This window comes from Pseudomonas vranovensis (assembly GCF_040438935.1).
Classification (GTDB): domain Bacteria; phylum Pseudomonadota; class Gammaproteobacteria; order Pseudomonadales; family Pseudomonadaceae; genus Aquipseudomonas; species Aquipseudomonas vranovensis.
Genome location: NZ_CP159259.1, coordinates 3,417,360 through 3,434,339, shown reverse-complemented (window position 1 = coordinate 3,434,339; position 16,980 = coordinate 3,417,360). Strand labels below are relative to the sequence as shown.

Here is a 16,980-nt window from a genome sequence, read left to right as displayed (position 1 = left end):
AACGACCGTGCATAACGTCGTCATCAGCGGCACCGGCCTGTACACCCCGGCCAACAGCATCTCCAACGAAGAGCTGGTGGAATCCTTCAACGCCTATGTGCAGCAGTTCAACGCTGACAACGCCCAGGCCATCGAGCGCGGCGAAGTGCAGGCCCTGGCCGAGTCCAGCGCCGCGTTCATCGAAAAGGCTTCCGGCATCAAGAGCCGCTTTGTCATGGACAAGGCCGGTATCCTCGACCCGCAGCGCATGGCGCCACGCCTGCCCGAGCGTTCCAACGATGAACCTTCGATCCTTTGCCAGATGGCCGTGGCGGCTGCCGAACAGGCGCTGGAACGCGCCGGCCGCACTGCCGCCGATGTCGACGCGGTAATCGTTGCCTGCTCCAACCTGCAGCGCCCATACCCGGCTATCGCCATCGAAGTCCAGCAGGCCCTGGGCATCAACGGCTTCGGCTTCGACATGAACGTGGCATGCTCCTCGGCCACCTTCGGCATCCAGACTGCCTGCAACAGCGTGCAGCTGGGCCAGGCTCGCGCCGTGCTGGTGATCAGCCCGGAAATCTGCACCGGCCACCTCAACTTCCGTGACCGCGACAGTCATTTCATCTTTGGTGATGCAGCCACTGCGGTGCTGGTCGAGCGTGCCGACCTGGCGACGTCGGCGCACCCGTTCGACATCGTCAGCACCAAGCTGCTGACTCAGTTCTCCAACAACATCCGCAACAACTTCGGCTTCCTCAACCGGGCGGCCGAAGAGGGTATCGGTGCGCCCGACAAACTCTTCGTCCAGGAAGGCCGCAAGGTGTTCCGCGAGGTCTGCCCGATGGTCGCCGAGCTGATTGGCCAGCACCTGGCCGAGAACAACCTCAACGTCAGCGACGTCAAGCGCTTCTGGCTGCACCAGGCCAACCTGAGCATGAACCACCTGATCGTCAAGAAGCTGCTGGGCCGCGACGCCCTGGAAGAAGAAGCGCCGGTGATTCTCGATACCTACGCCAACACCAGTTCGGCCGGCTCAGTGATTGCACTGCACAAGCACCAGGACGATCTGCCCAAGGGCTCGCTGGGTGTACTCAGTTCCTTTGGTGCCGGCTACTCGATCGGCAGCGTGATTCTGCGCAAGCGTTGAGTGCGGCTGTAACAAACCGCGCGGTTCACCGTCCATTGGGCTCGTTCAGGAAGAGGTGGCGATGACGGTCGAGTCCGATGCACGCTTGCTTGAACGCCTGTTGCTCGGCGAGCAACAGGCGTTCAAGGAATTGGTGAGCACTTACCAGGGCGCCATGCGCGCCGTGGCTTATGCCATCCTCGGCAGCCGCCAGGCCGATGAAGCCGTGCAGGATGCCTGGCTGGCCGTGGTGCGCGGCTTGCCGGGCTTTCAGGGGCGCTCAAGCCTCAAGACCTGGCTGCTGACCATTACCGCCAACGCGGCCAAGAATCGCTACAAGCAGAATCGCCGCGAAGTGCTGCTTGATGATCTCCCGTCCCCCCACGGCAGCGTCGGCGATGACCGGTTCGCCAGTGACGGTCATTGGCTGCTGGCGCCTCATGCCTGGCACCAGGACTCTCCAGAAGCGCTGCTGAGCCAGGACCAGTTGCGCGAATGCCTGGAGCACACCTTGCTCAGCCTGTCGCAGCTGCAAAGCAGCGTGCTGGTTCTGCGCGAGCGCCAGGGACTGGAACTGGAGGAGATCTGTAATCTTCTCGACATCTCGCTCTCCAATGTCCGCGTGCTGTTGCACCGGGCGAGGCTGAAGGTCTTCGCCACCCTGGAACACTTCGAGGAAACCGGCCAATGCTGAGCTGCAAGGACCTGGTCGCCCGCTCAAGCGATTACCTGGATGGCCAACTGACCCTGGGCGAGAACCTGCTGGCACGCCAGCATCTGCTGTTCTGCAAGAACTGCCGGCGGTTCATCAAACAGATGCGCCTGGCCCAGGCGACGATCAAGGCACTGCCCGAAGCGCCGGTAGACGATGTCGATGAAATCGTCCAGCGCCTGACAGACGCCCGGCGCGAGCAAAAAAGCCGCTGAAAGCCCGCCCGGAGGCCCTGCAATGGGGCTTTCAGGCTTATTTCCTTTCGAAGTAAAAAAGTTCCGTTGTCATAAAACATTTATATAAAAGCCACTGATCTGACATAAGCCCCCGCCAAGATTCCTCCCCAGCACAAGTGGCCCAAGCCGCGTGTTTTTCCAACATTATCAAGACCATAAAGTAGGGGAGCTTCTTCGATGATCCGTAAGCACTTCGCAGGTTTCGCAGCCAGCGCCTTGGCAATGGCCGTTACCGCCCAGGCTTTCGCGGGTACCGTGACCACCGACGGCGCCGATATCGTAGTCAAGACCAAAGGTGGCCTCGAGGTCGCTACCACCGACAAGGAATTCAGCTTCAAGCTGGGCGGTCGTATCCAGGCTGACTACAGCCGTTTTGACGGTTTCTACACCAACAACGGCAACACCGCGGACGCCGGTTACTTCCGGCGCGCCTACCTGGAACTGGGCGGCGTGCTGTACACCGACTGGGCCTATGCGATCGCCTACGACTTCTCGCACAACTCCGGCGGTGACAACCGCTCCGAAGATGGTTATTTCGACGAAGCGTCGCTGGCCTACAACGGCTTCAAGCCGGTCTCGATCAAGGTTGGCCGTTTCGACCCTGAGTTTGGCCTGGAAAAAGCCACCAGCTCCAAGTGGGTCACCGCTCAAGAGCGTACCGCCGCGTACGACCTGGTCGACTGGACCAACTCGCACAACGGCGGCATGGGCCTGCAGGCCTCCGGCAACGCCGGTGACTCGCTGTACGGTTCGGTCGGTGTGTTCGCCAAGGACGCTACCAACCAAGACAAGGACGGCGACAGCACCAAGCAGTTCAACCTGCGCGGCGTCTTTGCCCCGATGCACGAAGCTGGCAACGTTCTGCACTTTGGCGTCAACTACGCCCAGCGTGACCTCTCCGACACCGCGTTCGACGGCCGTATCCGCAGCCGCCTGGGCATGCGTGGCGTGAGCACCGATGGTGGCCAGGATGCCGGCAGCAACGGTAACCGCCTGACCCTCGGTGGCGCCAACAACTCCCCGGTCGGTTCCTACGACACCGACAAGGCGTGGAACCTGGAAGCCGCCTGGGCCATGGGCCCGTTCTCGGTACAGGGTGAATACATCAAGCGTGAAGTCGAAGCCGACAGCGCTGCCTTCTCCGACATCAAGGCCGACGGCTACTACGGTCAACTGGCCTACACCATCACGGGTGAGTCCCGTGGCTACAAGCTGGGCAAATTCGACGCCATCAAACCGTCGAACAAGCAGATCGGTGCCTGGGAAGTCTTCTACCGCTACGACCACCTGAGCGTCGACGACGACAACGGTGCGTTCGCCAACATCGACGACGTCGAAGCCAAGGTCCACAACGTGGGTGTGAACTGGTACGCCAACGAATCGATCAAGCTCAGCGGCGTGTACGTCAAGGCTAATGTCGACAACGCCGAGAACGCTGCCGGCGACGACAGCGGCGACGGTTTTGTAATGCGCGCGCAGTACGTGTTCTAAGCAACATCGCTCCTCATCCGTTAGATCTTCAGCCCCGCTCTGGCGGGGCTTTTTTTCGTCCGCATGAAGAGGCAGACTGCGCCCATGCCCAACCTCATCCTGCCTCGCCTCGCCGACCTCACACCTGCCACCTGGGATGCCCTGGTGCCGGGGGAACAGCCATTTTTGCGCCATGCCTTCCTGAGCAGCCTGGAGGACAGCGGCAGCGTCAGCGGCCGTACCGGCTGGACGCCGGCTCATCGCCTGCTCACCGATGCCGCGGGACAGGTGCAGGCGGCCCTGCCGGCCTATGTGAAAACCCACTCCTTTGGCGAATATGTCTTCGACCACGGCTGGGCCGATGCCTGTGAGCGGGCCGGGATTGCCTATTACCCGAAGCTGCTGTGTGCCGTGCCGTTTTCACCGGTCACTGGCTCGCGCCTGTTGGGCGATGCCCACGCGTGTGGGACCTTGATCGATCTGCTCGGCGAGGCGCTGTTCGAGCAAGGGTTGTCTGGGGCGCATGTCAACTTCACCGATGAACAGGGTGATGCGGTGATGCGCAGCCGTGAAGGCTGGATGGAGCGCCTGGGCTGCCAGTTTCATTGGCGCAACCAGGGCTATCGGGATTTCCAGGACTTTCTCGACAGCCTCGCCTCCCGCAAGCGCAAGCAAATGCGCAAGGAGCGCGAGCAGGTGGCGGGGCAGGGGATCGAATTTCGCTGGATGCGGGGTGATGAACTCAGTGAGGTGCAGTGGGATTTTGTCTTTGCCTGTTATGCCAACACCTATGCCGTGCGGCGGCGCGCGCCGTACCTGACGCGCTCGTTCTTCAGCTTGCTGGCCGAGCGCATGCCCACAGCGATCCGGGTGGTCATGGCGCGCCAGGCCGGGCGTGATGTGGCCATGGCATTCAGCCTGGTCGGCGGCGACAGCCTGTATGGTCGGTACTGGGGCTGCCTGGATGAGTTCGACCGGCTGCATTTCGAGACCTGTTTCTACCAGGGCATGGACTTCGCCATTGCCGAGGGGTTGCAGCGCTTCGATGCCGGGGCCCAGGGCGAGCACAAGTTGATTCGCGGGTTCGAGCCGGTGATTACCCGGTCCTGGCATTACCTGTTGCATCCAGGCTTGAGGCGGGCGGTGGAGGCGTTCCTGGAACAGGAGCGGGCGGGGGTGATGGCGTATGCAGAGGATGCGCGTACGGCGTTGCCTTATCGGCAGGTGTGAGGGCATTATCGCGGGGCAAGCCCGCTCCCACAGGCGCTGCCTGGACAGGGCATTGTGGTAGCGGGCGTGCCAGCGATGAACGCACAGCAGATTTCAGTCGATGCCCACAAACCCACCGGTCTGGTGATGCCACAACCGCGCATACAAGCCCTGGTGAGCCAGCAACTCGGCATGGCTGCCCATCTCGGCAATGCGGCCCTTCTCGAGCACCACCAGGCGATCCATGCGGGCGATGGTCGACAGGCGGTGGGCAATGGCGATCACCGTCTTGCCTTGCATCAGGGTTTCCAGGCTCTCCTGGATCGCCGCCTCGACTTCCGAGTCCAGCGCCGAGGTCGCTTCGTCCATGATCAGGATCGGCGCGTTCTTGAGCAGTACCCGGGCAATGGCGATGCGCTGACGCTGGCCGCCCGACAATTTCACCCCACGCTCACCCACATGGGCATCGAAGCCGGTACGCCCCTGGGCGTCTGACAGCTGCGGGATGAACTCGTCGGCGCGGGCCCGGCGCACCGCCTCCCAGAGGTCTTCTTCACTGGCGTCCGGGCGACCGTACAGCAGGTTGTCGCGGATCGAGCGGTGCAGCAGGGAGGTGTCCTGGGTGATCATGCCGATCTGTGCACGCAGGCTGGCCTGGGTTACCTGGGCGATGTCCTGGCCGTCGATCAGGATGCGACCGCTCTCCAGGTCGTACAGGCGCAGCAGCAGGTTGACCAAGGTCGACTTGCCAGCACCCGACGGGCCGATCAGGCCGATCTTCTCGCCGGGACGGATCTCCAGGTTCAGGCCGTCGATGATCCGGCTGCCCTTGCCGTAGTGAAAGCCCACGTTCTCGAACTTCACTGCGCCGCGGTCGACCTTGAGGCTCGGGGCGTTGGGCGAGTCGGTCACGCTGACCGGCTGGGCGATGGTCTGCAGGCCGTCCTGGACCATGCCGATGTTCTCGAAGATGCCGTTGACCACCCACATGATCCAGCCCGACATGTTGACGATGCGGATCACCAGGCCGGTGGCCAGGGCAATGGCGCCGACACTGATCAGCGACTGGGTCCACAGCCACAGCGCAAGGCCCGTGGTGCCGACGATCAGCAGGCCGTTGAGGCTGGTAATGACCACGTCCATGCTGGTGACCACGCGGGCGGCCAACTGGGTTTTTTCGGTCTGCTCGCTGATGGCTTCGCGGGCGTACTGTTGTTCGTAGTCGGTATGGGCAAAGAGTTTGAGGGTGGCGATGTTGGTGTAGCCATCGACGATCCGGCCCATGAGCTTGGAGCGGGCGTCGGAGGAGACCACCGCCCGGGCCTTGACCCGTGGCACGAAGTAATAGAGCGCGCCGATATAGCAGAGGATCCAGGTGATCAGTGGCAGCATCAGGCGCCAGTCGGCCTCGGCAAACAGCACCAGCGAGCTGATGGCATAGATCAGTACATGCCAAAGGGCATCCACCGCCTGCACCGCCGAGTCGCGCAGCGAGTTGCCTGTCTGCATGATGCGTTGAGCGATACGCCCGGCGAAGTCGCTCTGGAAGAAGTTCAGGCTCTGATTGAGCACGTAAGTGTGGTTTTGCCAGCGAATCATGCTGGTCATGCCGGGGCTGATGGTCTGGTGGACCAGCAAATCGTGCAGGCCGACGAACACCGGCCGCAGGATCAGCGCCACCACCAGCATCCACAGCAGTTCACCGGCGTGCTCGCTGAAGAAATTGATGTTCGGAGTGCCCTGGGCCAGGTCGATGATCCGGCTCAGGTAGCTGAACAGCGCCACTTCGATCAGTGCGCCAACAAGACCGACCACCAGCAGGGCGGCAAAGCTTGGCCACACCTGGCGCAGGTAGTAGAGGTAGAACGGCAGCACCGTACTGGGCGGTGCTGCGCTGGGCGCTTCTCGGAAGATATCGATCAGCTTTTCGAAGCGGCGGAACAACATGAACGGGGTAACTCCTGTCTGGTCGACCCAAAGGCCTTGGTTCACGTCCCTGTGAAACCTTGGGATCAGTCGATGCGTTTGGCCGACTTGATGAATACCGGGTCAACCGGCACATCACGCATGCCTTTCTTGACGGTGGTTGGCGAGTTGACGATCTGGTCGACTACATCCATGCCCTTGACCACTTTGGCGAACACGGCATAACCGGCATCGCGGCCCGGGTCGAGGAAGGCGTTGTCGGCCACGTTGATAAAGAACTGGCTGGTGGCCGAATTCGGGTTGGAGGTACGCGCCATCGACAGCGTGCCACGGGTGTTGTGCAGGCCGTTGCTGGCTTCGTTACGGATCGGGTCCTTGGTGGGCTTTTGCACCATTTGCTCGGTAAAGCCGCCACCCTGGGCCATGAAGCCTGGAATCACCCGGTGGAAAATGGTGTTGTTGTAGAAGCCGCTGTCCACGTATTGGAGGAAGTTCTTGCTGCTGATCGGCGCCTTGACTGGGTCCAGTTCCACTTCGATCTGGCCGAAGCTGGTGTCGAGCAGTACGTGAGGCGCCTTGTCGGCAGCCATCAGGCTGGTGGCGAAGACGACCGAGCAGGTGGCGAGCAGGAGTTTTTTCAGCATGGGCTCAATGTTCCTTGAGGGGTGGTGGACGCTGCCAGAAACTGCAGCAGCGTCTGATTGAAAACCTGGGGTTGGTCCAGCGGCGTAGCGTGCCGCGAATCCTCGATGACCGCCAGTCGTGCCTGGGGAATCAGGCTGACATAGCGTTCTTTCAGTTGTACCGGGGTGTAATCCTGGTCGGCGCTGATGACCAGGGTAGGACAGCGGATCTGCCCGATGCGTTCGCTGACGCCCCAACCGACAATGGCGTCGAAGCTCGATAGATAAGCGCGTTTGTCGTTCTTAGCCCAGCGCTCGGCCATCGTGCGTCGCAGGCTTGCCTGCTCGGGTTTGGGGAACAGGCGGGCAGCCAGGGCCTTGCCAATGGTTTCAAGGCTCAGTGCGCGGGCCATGGCCCAGCGCTTGGCCCACCAGACCCAGTCGCTGCGGGTGCGGCGCTTGACCTCGGGGGCACTGTTGACGATGCACAGGCTGCGCAGCATTTCGGGGTGGTCGACCGCAAACTGGAACCCCACCATGCCACCCATGGACAAACCCACCAGATGCACCGGGCCGGTTTGCAGGTGTTCGAGCAGGGCCAGCAGGTCGGCACTGAAACTTGCGATGCTGTAGCGCTCGCGGGGCTTGTCGGAGCGCCCGTGGCCGCGGATATCCATCAGGATCACCCGGTAGTGCCGGGCAAGGGTTGGCACCTGCATTTCCCAGTCCTGGCAACTGGAGCCCAGGCCATGCAGCAGCACCAGTGGGTCGCCCTGGCCGTATTCCTCGTAGTGCAGCGAGCAACCTTCGTGTTCGAAATAGGCCATGGGCGTGATTCCTGTCAGGCTTGGGCGGGGGCGGCGAAGGGCACATCCAGCGGTGCGGTATCGAAGTTGCGCAGCAACTCGATGAGAATCTGTGTGGCCGGGCCCAGGGGTTTGTCCTTGTTGGAGTAAAGGTAGAACAGTGGATGACGGCTGCCACCCTGATCCAGCGACAAGGGCTTGAGGATGCCTTCGCGCAGCTCGCGCTCGATCAGGTGGCGCGGCAGCCAGGCAAAACCCAGGCCGCTGCTGACGAAGGTGGCGGCGGTGGCCAGGCTGCCGACCGTCCAGCGCTGTTCGGCACCGAGCCAGCCGACATCGCGCGGCTGGGCTCGTCCCGAGTCGCGGATCACGACCTGCAACTGGCTTTCCAGGTCCTGGAAGCTTAGCTCCCGTCCAAGGCGATGCAGGCTGTGGTCAGGGTGGGCGACGGCGACGAACTCCACCGAGCTCAACTCGGTGCCCAGGTAGCCGGAGATATTGAAGCCGCTGATGGCAAGGTCGGCGATGCCTTCATGCAGCACCTCCTCGACCCCGGACAGCACCTCTTCGCGCAGCCGCACCCGGCAGCCACGGCTTTGCGGCATGAACGCACTCAAGGCGCGGACCAGGCGGGCATTGGGGTAGGCGGCATCGACCACCAGGCGCACTTCGGCTTCCCAGCCCTGTTCCATGTGATGGGCCAGGTCTTCGAGTTGGCTGGCCTGCTTGACCAGTTGCCGGGAGCGGCGCAGCAACACATTGCCGGCTTCGGTCAGCACCGCCTTGCGTCCGTCGATGCGCAGCAACGGCACGCCCAGTTGATCCTGCATGCGGGCCACGGTGTAGCTCACCGAGGATTGCGAGCGGTGCAGGGCTTCGGCCGCCTGGGCAAAACCACCGTGGTCGACCACCGCCTGAAGGGTCCGCCACTGATCCAGGGTAACGCGCGGCGCTTTCATCTTCGGCTCCTGTTGTCCTAAGCTGGCGCTCTTTCATGGAGAGCGTCGTATGAAGAAATGTTGTGCTGTATTGCTGGCCCTGCTTCCGCTCACGGCGCTGGCTTACCCCATCGATGTGGACAAGCAGCTGGACGGCGTCAAGGTCGACTACACCACCTATGACACTGACTACGACATGGGTTCGATCACCCTGAACAACTACGGTGACGTGCCGGCCCAGTGCAAGGTCCGGTTCCAGAACGGCCCGGAGGCGCCTCGGGTGCGTCGGGTCCAGGTGCCGGCCAAGCAAAGCCGGGATGTCACCGCCAAATTCAATCGCAAGATCATCAAGCTGCGCATCACCCTGGACTGCAAACCTCAAGAGTGAAAGGCGGCTCACGCCGTTCTTGAGGGTAGAGCATTGGGCTAATAAAACAAATTAACTGATAGGTTGCACCCAGATTTTACGCTTTTTAATCGATCGGTCACCGATTAATCTTACCTCCATCGACTGACCGCATTCGCCGATGGAGGCAAACCCAATGTCCCGTGTACTTGTTATCGAAAGCAGCGCCCGCCAGCAGGACTCGATCTCCCGGCAACTGACCCGTGACTTTGTCAGCCAGTGGCAGGCGGCTAACCCGACCGACCCGATCACCCTGCGTGACCTGGCCGTGAACCCGGTGCCGCACCTGGATGCCAACCTGCTCGGTGGCTGGATGAAACCTGAAGACCAGCGCAATGGCGATGAACTGCAGGCCCTGGCCCGCTCCAACGAGCTGACCGATGAAGTGCTGGCTGCCGATGTGCTGGTGCTGGCTGCGCCAATGTACAACTTCACCATTCCGAGCACTTTGAAAGCCTGGCTGGACCATGTACTGCGTGCCGGTATCACCTTCAAGTACACCGAAACCGGCCCGCAGGGGCTGCTGACCGGCAAGAAGGCCTACATCCTCACGGCCCGTGGCGGCATCCATGCCGGCGCTTCCAGCGATCACCAGGAACCCTACCTGCGCCAGGTGATGGCATTCATCGGTATCCACGACGTGACCTTCATTCACGCCGAAGGCCTGAACCTGGGTGGCGACTTCCACGAGAAGGGCCTGAACCAGGCCAAGGCCCAGCTGGCTGCGGTGGCGTGAGCACACTGAATTTTCCCGCCTGACACCTGTTGCTCCTTTGGGTGTACCTGCCCGGTCTTTGACCGGGCTTTTTTGTGCCTGAAGAGGCGGGCTTGCTCAGCGACAGGCGAGCGGATAAGGTCGCCGCCTCTACAGCAAGGGGCAACCATGGGCTATTTATTGATCGTCGCGCTGATCCAGGCGTTTTCCTTCAGCCTGATCGGCGAGTACCTGGCCGGTCACGTCGACAGCTATTTCGCCGTGCTGGCGCGTGTGGTGCTGGCCGGGCTGGTGTTCCTGCCCCTGACCCGCTGGCGTCAGGTCGAGCCGCGCTTCATGCGCTCGATGCTGCTGATCGGCGCGCTGCAATACGGCATCACCTATGTGTGCCTGTACTTGAGTTTCAGGGTGCTGACGGTGCCCGAAGTGCTGCTGTTCACCATTCTCACGCCCCTGCACGTGACCCTGATCGAAGACGCCCTGAACCGGCGCTTCAACCCCTGGGCACTGGTGGCAGCGCTGGTCGCGGTTGGCGGTGCGGCAGTGATCCGTTTCGACAGTATCAGCCCGGATTTCTTCATCGGCTTCCTGCTGCTGCAACTGGCCAACTTCACCTACGCCGCCGGGCAGGTGCTGTACCGTCACTTGATCGCGCGCAACCCCAGCGACTTGCCGCATTACCGGCGCTTTGGCTATTTCTACCTGGGGGCATTGATGGTGGTGTTGCCGGCCTTCCTGGCTTTCGGCAACACCCAGCACCTGCCAAGCACCGATGTGCAGTGGCTGGTGCTGTTGTTCCTGGGGCTATGCCCGACGGCGCTGGGGCTGTACTGGTGGAACAAGGGCGCGTGCCTGGTGTCCGGCGCGACCCTTGCGGTGATGAACAACCTGCATGTGCCAGTGGGGCTGTTGCTCAACCTGCTGATCTGGAACCAACACGAGCCCCTGGGCAGGTTGTTCATCGGCGGTGCGGTGATCCTGGCCTCACTGTGGATCGGCCGTCTCGGCAGTCAGGGTGCGCTGCGGGCGGGGCAGGCTGGCCGGTAGCAGGCCGGCACGCAGATCGTTGCCGCTCGGCTGCTGGTACAGGCTCAGGCCGAATTCCGGCATCACCGACAGCAAGTAGTCGAAGATGTCACCCTGGATGCGCTCGTAGTCGGCCCACACCGTGGTGCGGGTAAAGCAGTAGATTTCCAGCGGCACGCCCTGGGCAGTGGTCTGCATCTGGCGGACCATGCAGGTCATGTTCGGCTGGATCTCGGGGTGGCTCTTCAGGTAGGCCAGGGCATAGGCGCGGAAGGTGCCGATGTTGGTCATGCGCCGGCGGTTGGCCGACATTTCGGCCACGTTGCCCTGGGCCTCGTTCCAGGCCCTGAGTTCACTGCGCTTGCGGCTCATGTAGTCGGTCAGCAGGTGGACCTGGCTCAGGCGATGTTCTTCTTCATCGGTCAAGAAACGTACGCCGCCGGCGTCGATGAACATGCTGCGCTTGATCCGGCGGCCGCCCGACTGCTGCATGCCTCGCCAGTTCTTGAACGACTCGGACATCAGGCGCCAGGTCGGAATGGAGACGATGGTCTTGTCGAAGTTCTGCACCTTGACCGTGTGCAGGGTGATGTCGACCACATCGCCATCGGCACCCACCTGGGGCATCTCGATCCAGTCGCCGACCCGCAGCATGTCGTTGCTGGTCAATTGCACGCTGGCCACGAACGACAGCAGGGTGTCTTTGTACACCAACAGGATGACCGCCGACATGGCACCCAGACCGGAAAGCAGCAACAGCGGCGAGCGGTCGATCAGGGTGGCGACGATGACGATGGCGCTGAACACGAACAAGACCATCTTGGCCAACTGCACGTAGCCCTTGATCGAGCGGGTGCGGGCGTGTTCGGTGCGGGCATAGATGTCCAGCAAGGCATCGAGCAGGGCCGAGATGGCCAGGGTCAGGAACAGGATGGTGAAGGCCAGCGCCACGTTGCCGAGAAAGTGCTGGCTGGTGGCATTGAGCTCGGGCACCAGTTTCAGGCCGAACTGCACCACCAGCGAGGGGGTGGTCTGGGCCAGGCGGTGGAAAACCTTGTTCTGGCGCAGGTCGTTGAGCCAGTGCAGCGGCGGTTGCCTGCCGAGCAGACGGGCGGCGTGCAGAATCAGAAAGCGCGCCACCCGGCCGAGCACCAGTGCGATGACCAGCAACACCGTCAGGCCCAGGCCCGCGTGCAATACAGGGTGTTGATCGAGGGTGCCCCACAGGTCCAGGGCGTTTTGCCACATCTGTTGAATATCCATTGCCGTAGTGAAATTTGTCCGCAAACGTGAAAAGGAGGGTCATTAGAGCGCGGATTGGCGACAAGTTGCCAAAAGAATTCGGCGGCGACGCCGGAAAACGTTACCCTATGCAACTGAATTTTTTGCACATGCCCGAGGTACACCCGTGTTTTCCCAATTCGCCCTGCACGAACGCCTGCTCAAAGCCGTGGACGAGCTGAAATTTGTCGAGCCGACCCCGGTGCAGGCAGCGGCCATTCCGCTGGCGTTGCAGGGACGGGACCTGCGGGTGACGGCGCAAACCGGTAGCGGCAAGACCGCAGCCTTCGTCCTGCCGATGCTCAATCGCCTGGTCGACCTCAAGCAGAAACGCGTCGAGATCCGCGCCCTGGTGCTGCTGCCAACCCGCGAGCTGGCCCAGCAGACTCTCAAGGAAGTCGAGCGCTTCGCGCAGTTCACCTTCATCAAGGCTGGCCTGATCACCGGTGGCGAAGACTTCAAAGAGCAAGCTGCCATGCTGCGCAAGGTGCCGGACGTGCTGATCGGCACTCCGGGTCGCCTGCTTGAGCAGCTCAATGCCGGCAACCTGCACCTGGAGCATGTTCAGGTCATCGTTCTGGACGAAGCCGACCGCATGCTCGACATGGGCTTCTCCGAAGACGTCGAGCGCCTGTGCAACGAGTGTCCGAACCGCGAGCAGACCATGCTGTTCTCCGCCACCACCGGCGGCGCCGGCCTGCGCGACATGATCGGCAAGGTATTGAAAGAGCCTGAGCACCTGATGCTCAACAGCGTCAGCCAGCTGGCCGAAGGTACTCGCCAGCAGATTATCACCGCCGACCACAACCAGCACAAAGAGCAGATCGTTCAGTGGTTGCTGCAGAACGAAACCTACGAAAAGGCGATCATCTTCACCAATACCCGGGTCATGGCCGACCGCATCTACGGTCACCTGGTGGCCAAGGACTACAAGGCGTTCGTCCTGCACGGTGACAAGGACCAGAAGGACCGCAAGCTGGCGATCGAGCGGCTGAAGCAGGGCGGTGCGAAGATTCTGGTTGCCACCGACGTGGCCGCCCGCGGCCTGGACGTCGACGGCCTGGACCTGGTGATCAACTTCGACATGCCACGCAGCGGCGACGAATACGTTCACCGTATCGGCCGTACCGGCCGCGCCGGTAACGAAGGCCTGGCGGTCTCGCTGATCTGCCATGGCGACTGGAACCTGATGTCGAGCATCGAGCGCTACCTCAAGCAGAGCTTCGAGCGCCGGGTCATCAAGGAAGTCAAAGGCACCTACACCGGGCCGAAGAAGGTCAAGGCCTCGGGCAAGGCGGCCGGGGTCAAGAAGAAAAAGACCGACAAGAAGGGCGACAAGAAAGTCGCGGCCAAGCGCAAGCCGACGGCCAAGCCGAAGCCCAATGCACCGCTGGCCAGTGCCGATGGCCTGGCACCGCTGAAGCGTCGCAAGCCGGCACCGGCTGCGGAGTGATGCAATGATCGCGGGGCAAGCCCGCTCCTACTGTAGGAGCGGGCTTGCCCCGCGATAACGTCAGACCTGCTTCTCTGCTGTCCTCAATTCCTGCAACCGCTTGTCGATCAGCTGGCATTTGTCGGGCAGGTCCTTGCTGGCGCTGTCTAGCTTCATGCCTTTCAATTCTTCGTTGATCTCCTTGGCCTTCTGCGGATTCTGCTCCGTCAGTCGCGTGACCTCCTTGGCCAGTTCCTCGCGTTTTTCCGTGGCTTCCTCAAGCGTGCAGGCCCAGCTGGGCAGGGCCAGCAGCAGGCTGGCAGCGGCAGCGATGTTCAACAGGGTCTTCATGGGCAGGGCTCCGTTGGCGTGCGTTATCCGGTTGAGGTGCCACAGGCGGGTAAAGTTCAGTCGAACCGCTGCCCCCCGCATCGGTCACAACCTTACACACCCTTGAGTGAGGCCATGCCGATGATCACCTACGACTGGGACCTGATCGAACGCCTGCTGCATGAAGTGCAGAACGGCGCCGGTCACAGTTTTACCCCGCGCCCCTATGCCGAACAGCACGCCGCCGCCCTGGCCGCCAAGGGCGAGCCGGTACCGGAGCTGGATCACCTCAAGACCCGTGCGTGCGAGTACGAAAAGCTGCTGTTCGATCGCAGCTTCATTGAAAGCCGGCCCGAAGATCAGGGCGGCAACGGTGAAAACTTTGTGCTCACCGAGCGTGGCGCTCGCTTGCTCAGCCTGATCGACAGCAGCATTCCGGGCAATGACCATCCGCGCCAGGTACTCGATGAACAGGAAGACGCACTGGAGCCGACCTTGTTTGACCAGGTGGCGTCGCGGCCTCAAATTGCCTGAGCACGACACAACGCTGGCATTGACCGTACAGCGGCGCTGATAATTGGCAACTGGATCCACAGCTGCCGAGACTCTGCCATGCCGTTCGCCAACAGCGGGTGCCCGCAATGAGCGCCACCCGCCGCAACACTGATGCCTTCGCCCTGCAAATCATGCTGGTGCTGTGCCTGATCTGGGGCATCCAGCAAGTGATGATCAAACTGGCGGCCCCCGATATTGCCCCGGTCATGCAACAAGCCTTGCGGTCGGGAATGGCGGCGGTGCTGGTGGGGCTGTTGATGTGCTTTCGCGGGGGCTGGGACCAGGTCTCTCATACCTGGCGCGGCGGCCTGTTGGCCGGTGCGCTGTTCGGGCTGGAGTTCCTGTTCATTGCCGAAGGCCTGAAGCTGACGTCGGCAGCGCATATGTCGGTATTCCTCTACACCGCCCCGGTGTTCACGGCCCTGGGTTTGCATTTTTTGCTGCCGAGCGAGCGCCTGAGGCCCCTGCAGTGGTTGGGCATCGTGCTGGCCTTTGGCGGTATCGCCTATGCCTTTGCCGGTGGGGTGTCATTCGCCGATATGGACAGCCGCGTGCTCCTGGGCGATGCCTTTGGCGTACTGGCAGGCCTGGCCTGGGGCGCGACCACGGTGGTTGTGCGAGGCTCACGGTTGTCCGAGGCGCCTGCGACCCTGACCTTGTTCTATCAACTGGCGGTCGGTTTCGTCGGCCTGCTGTTGATTGCCGCGCTCAGCGGCCAGGTCACCCAGGTGCATTTCACCCCGATGTCGATTGGCAGCCTGTTGTTCCAGGGATTGATCGTTTCGTTCTTCAGTTACCTGACCTGGTTCTGGTTGCTGCGTCGCTACCTGGCCTCGAACCTGGCGGTGTTCTCTTTCATTACCCCGTTGTTCGGCGTGACCTTTGGTGTGCTGTTGCTCGGTGAGCCGTTGAGCCTGAACTTCGTGCTCGGGGCGGTCATGGTGTTGCTCGGCGTAACGCTGGTCAGCGCTGAGCAGTGGGTGCGACGGCGCTTGCGCAGCCTGCTCGGTTAGGCGCAGGGCGCAACAGCAAGGCGCCAGCCAGCATCAGGCCGCTGCCGGCAACCACCAGCGCCGGCTGCAGGCTGGCGGCGAACTGAGTACTCAAGGCCGCCAGCAACGGGCCGCTGAGCTGGCCCAGGGCAAAGCAGGCGGTCAGCAAGCCGGTGTTGCGTTGGCTGGCCTGGGGCGATAGCTCTCGCAGCCGCTGCATCATCAACTGCATGCAGGCCAGAAACGGCATGCCACACAAGATCACTCCCAGGGCCAGGCTCGGCCCGCTGCCCAGCAGGCAGGCGAACACGCCGGCAGCTTGCAGCCACAGCGTTGCCATCAACCACTGTGAGGTGCTGCCCCAGTGTGGGCGGCGATAGCTGACCATCACCACACCCAGTGCCGCTGCCAGGCCGAACCCCGGCCAGAACAGGTCTGCCAGCCAATGCCCGTGAAACCGCGCGCTGGCCATCTGTGACATGAACGTGGCCGGGATGATGTAGCCGATACCGTACAGCGCATAGATCAGGCCCAGGCGGGCAATGCCCCGCGTCGGCGTGGCCACGCTGGTGCTGGCAGGTGCCAGGGCCTGTGGCCGAGGCAGGAACGGCAGCACGGCCAGCAACACCAGCAGCGCGGTAGCGGCGTAGATCAGCCACAACGGCGCTGAGCCCAGGCCGTAGAGGTTGGAAAACAGCGCCAGCAATCCTGTGAGCATGATCCCCACGCCGGGCCCGGCGAACACCAGTGCGCCCAGGCGTTGCCGGTTGCTGGCCACCGCCAGTTGCTGGGTCAGGCTGGTGAGCATCACCAACACCCAGGCGCTGGCCACTCCGGTGCCGAAGCGCAGCAGCAGGTGGCTCCAGAAGTCATGCGCCCACACAGAGGCCAGGGTCAGCGACACGCACAGCCACAAACCGCCGTGCAAGCGGGCGCGGACTTGCCCGGGGCGGCGGGCGAACATGGCGTCCAGCGCACCGAGCAGGTAACCCAGATAATTGGCGGCGGCAATCAGCCCGGCTGCGGTCAGGCTGATCTGCCCTTCGTTGAGCAGGTGCGGCAGCTGCGGGGTCAGGGCGAAGCGGCCGATGCCCATGGCCATCATCAGGGCGACAGCGCTGGCGAGCAGGCGAATGAACGGGGACATGGTCAGGTTCCTGAAACGGATTCGATGACCGTCAGGCTACGAGTGATTGACTTTCAGAAAAATTGAAT

At 62.3% G+C, this 16,980-nt stretch carries 18 protein-coding genes; 11 read left to right on the top strand and 7 right to left on the bottom strand.

What is annotated here, in order from left to right:
* Positions 1 to 7: 7 nt before the first annotated feature.
* The 5 genes from ABVN19_RS16000 (at position 8) to ABVN19_RS15980 (ending at position 4,756) form a co-directional block, all read left to right on the top strand.
* Positions 8 to 1,129 (top strand): beta-ketoacyl-ACP synthase III, encoded by a 1,122-nt coding sequence (locus ABVN19_RS16000; protein ID WP_028943175.1) that lies wholly within the window; start codon positions 8 to 10, stop codon positions 1,127 to 1,129.
* Positions 1,130 to 1,190: 61 nt separating this feature from the next.
* Entirely contained in the window at positions 1,191 to 1,802 is a 612-nt protein-coding gene (locus ABVN19_RS15995) for a sigma-70 family RNA polymerase sigma factor (protein ID WP_028943176.1), read from the top strand.
* Complete coding sequence (locus ABVN19_RS15990) at positions 1,796 to 2,035, top strand: zf-HC2 domain-containing protein (protein ID WP_028943177.1); 240 nt, start codon at positions 1,796 to 1,798, stop codon at positions 2,033 to 2,035. The genes ABVN19_RS15995 and ABVN19_RS15990 overlap by 7 nt, the downstream gene beginning before the upstream one ends.
* A 198-nt stretch (positions 2,036 to 2,233) precedes the next feature.
* Entirely contained in the window at positions 2,234 to 3,547 is a 1,314-nt protein-coding gene (locus ABVN19_RS15985) for an OprO/OprP family phosphate-selective porin (protein ID WP_028943178.1), read from the top strand.
* 84 nt (positions 3,548 to 3,631) lie between these two features.
* On the top strand, positions 3,632 to 4,756 hold the full coding sequence (locus tag ABVN19_RS15980; RefSeq protein ID WP_028943179.1) for a GNAT family N-acetyltransferase: 1,125 nt from the start codon (positions 3,632 to 3,634) through the stop codon (positions 4,754 to 4,756).
* Positions 4,757 to 4,849: 93 nt separating this feature from the next.
* On the opposite strand, the gene ABVN19_RS15975 is transcribed toward ABVN19_RS15980, so the two are convergent.
* From ABVN19_RS15975 to ABVN19_RS15960, 4 genes are all read right to left on the bottom strand, one after another.
* Positions 4,850 to 6,682, bottom strand: a complete 1,833-nt coding sequence (locus tag ABVN19_RS15975) for an ABC transporter ATP-binding protein (RefSeq protein ID WP_105642259.1) — start codon at positions 6,680 to 6,682, stop codon at positions 4,850 to 4,852.
* A 65-nt stretch (positions 6,683 to 6,747) separates the two neighbouring features.
* Positions 6,748 to 7,305: a peptidylprolyl isomerase gene (locus ABVN19_RS15970; protein ID WP_028943181.1), complete on the bottom strand. Its 558-nt coding sequence runs from the start codon at positions 7,303 to 7,305 to the stop codon at positions 6,748 to 6,750.
* On the bottom strand, positions 7,299 to 8,111 hold the full coding sequence (locus ABVN19_RS15965) for an alpha/beta hydrolase (RefSeq protein ID WP_028943182.1): 813 nt from the start codon (positions 8,109 to 8,111) through the stop codon (positions 7,299 to 7,301). Before ABVN19_RS15965 ends, ABVN19_RS15970 begins: the two co-directional genes overlap by 7 nt.
* 14 nt (positions 8,112 to 8,125) lie before the next feature.
* Entirely contained in the window at positions 8,126 to 9,049 is a 924-nt protein-coding gene (locus tag ABVN19_RS15960) for a LysR family transcriptional regulator (protein ID WP_028943183.1), read from the bottom strand.
* Between the two features lie 49 nt (positions 9,050 to 9,098).
* On the opposite strand from ABVN19_RS15960, the gene ABVN19_RS15955 reads away from it, so the two are divergent.
* From ABVN19_RS15955 to ABVN19_RS15945, 3 genes are all read left to right on the top strand, one after another.
* Entirely contained in the window at positions 9,099 to 9,416 is a 318-nt protein-coding gene (locus tag ABVN19_RS15955; RefSeq protein ID WP_028943184.1) for a hypothetical protein, read from the top strand.
* Positions 9,417 to 9,570: 154 nt separating this feature from the next.
* On the top strand, positions 9,571 to 10,170 hold the full coding sequence (locus ABVN19_RS15950) for an FMN-dependent NADH-azoreductase (protein ID WP_028943185.1): 600 nt from the start codon (positions 9,571 to 9,573) through the stop codon (positions 10,168 to 10,170).
* 147 nt (positions 10,171 to 10,317) lie between these two features.
* Positions 10,318 to 11,196, top strand: coding sequence for a carboxylate/amino acid/amine transporter (locus ABVN19_RS15945; protein ID WP_105642258.1), 879 nt, complete (start codon positions 10,318 to 10,320; stop codon positions 11,194 to 11,196).
* On the opposite strand, the gene ABVN19_RS15940 is transcribed toward ABVN19_RS15945, so the two are convergent.
* Positions 11,134 to 12,438 (bottom strand): mechanosensitive ion channel family protein, encoded by a 1,305-nt coding sequence (locus ABVN19_RS15940; RefSeq protein ID WP_105642257.1) that lies wholly within the window; start codon positions 12,436 to 12,438, stop codon positions 11,134 to 11,136. The two genes, ABVN19_RS15945 and ABVN19_RS15940, sit on opposite strands and share 63 nt — an antisense overlap.
* A gap of 145 nt (positions 12,439 to 12,583) precedes the next feature.
* Here ABVN19_RS15940 and ABVN19_RS15935 point away from each other — a divergent pair, with 145 nt between their 5' ends.
* Positions 12,584 to 13,909, top strand: coding sequence for a DEAD/DEAH box helicase (locus ABVN19_RS15935; RefSeq protein ID WP_028943188.1), 1,326 nt, complete (start codon positions 12,584 to 12,586; stop codon positions 13,907 to 13,909).
* A gap of 60 nt (positions 13,910 to 13,969) precedes the next feature.
* Here the strand turns inward: ABVN19_RS15935 and ABVN19_RS15930 are convergent, their stop codons facing one another.
* Positions 13,970 to 14,239, bottom strand: a complete 270-nt coding sequence (locus ABVN19_RS15930) for a hypothetical protein (protein WP_105642256.1) — start codon at positions 14,237 to 14,239, stop codon at positions 13,970 to 13,972.
* Between the two features lie 120 nt (positions 14,240 to 14,359).
* Here ABVN19_RS15930 and ABVN19_RS15925 point away from each other — a divergent pair, with 120 nt between their 5' ends.
* Entirely contained in the window at positions 14,360 to 14,752 is a 393-nt protein-coding gene (locus ABVN19_RS15925) for a hypothetical protein (RefSeq protein ID WP_028943190.1), read from the top strand.
* A gap of 107 nt (positions 14,753 to 14,859) precedes the next feature.
* The gene (locus ABVN19_RS15920; RefSeq protein ID WP_028943191.1) at positions 14,860 to 15,786 is read left to right on the top strand and encodes a DMT family transporter; all 927 of its coding nucleotides are present in this window, start codon (positions 14,860 to 14,862) and stop codon (positions 15,784 to 15,786) included.
* On the opposite strand, the gene ABVN19_RS15915 is transcribed toward ABVN19_RS15920, so the two are convergent.
* Positions 15,737 to 16,912, bottom strand: a complete 1,176-nt coding sequence (locus tag ABVN19_RS15915) for an MFS transporter (RefSeq protein WP_105642255.1) — start codon at positions 16,910 to 16,912, stop codon at positions 15,737 to 15,739. The genes ABVN19_RS15920 and ABVN19_RS15915 overlap by 50 nt on opposite strands.
* Between the last annotated feature and the right edge of the window lie 68 nt (positions 16,913 to 16,980).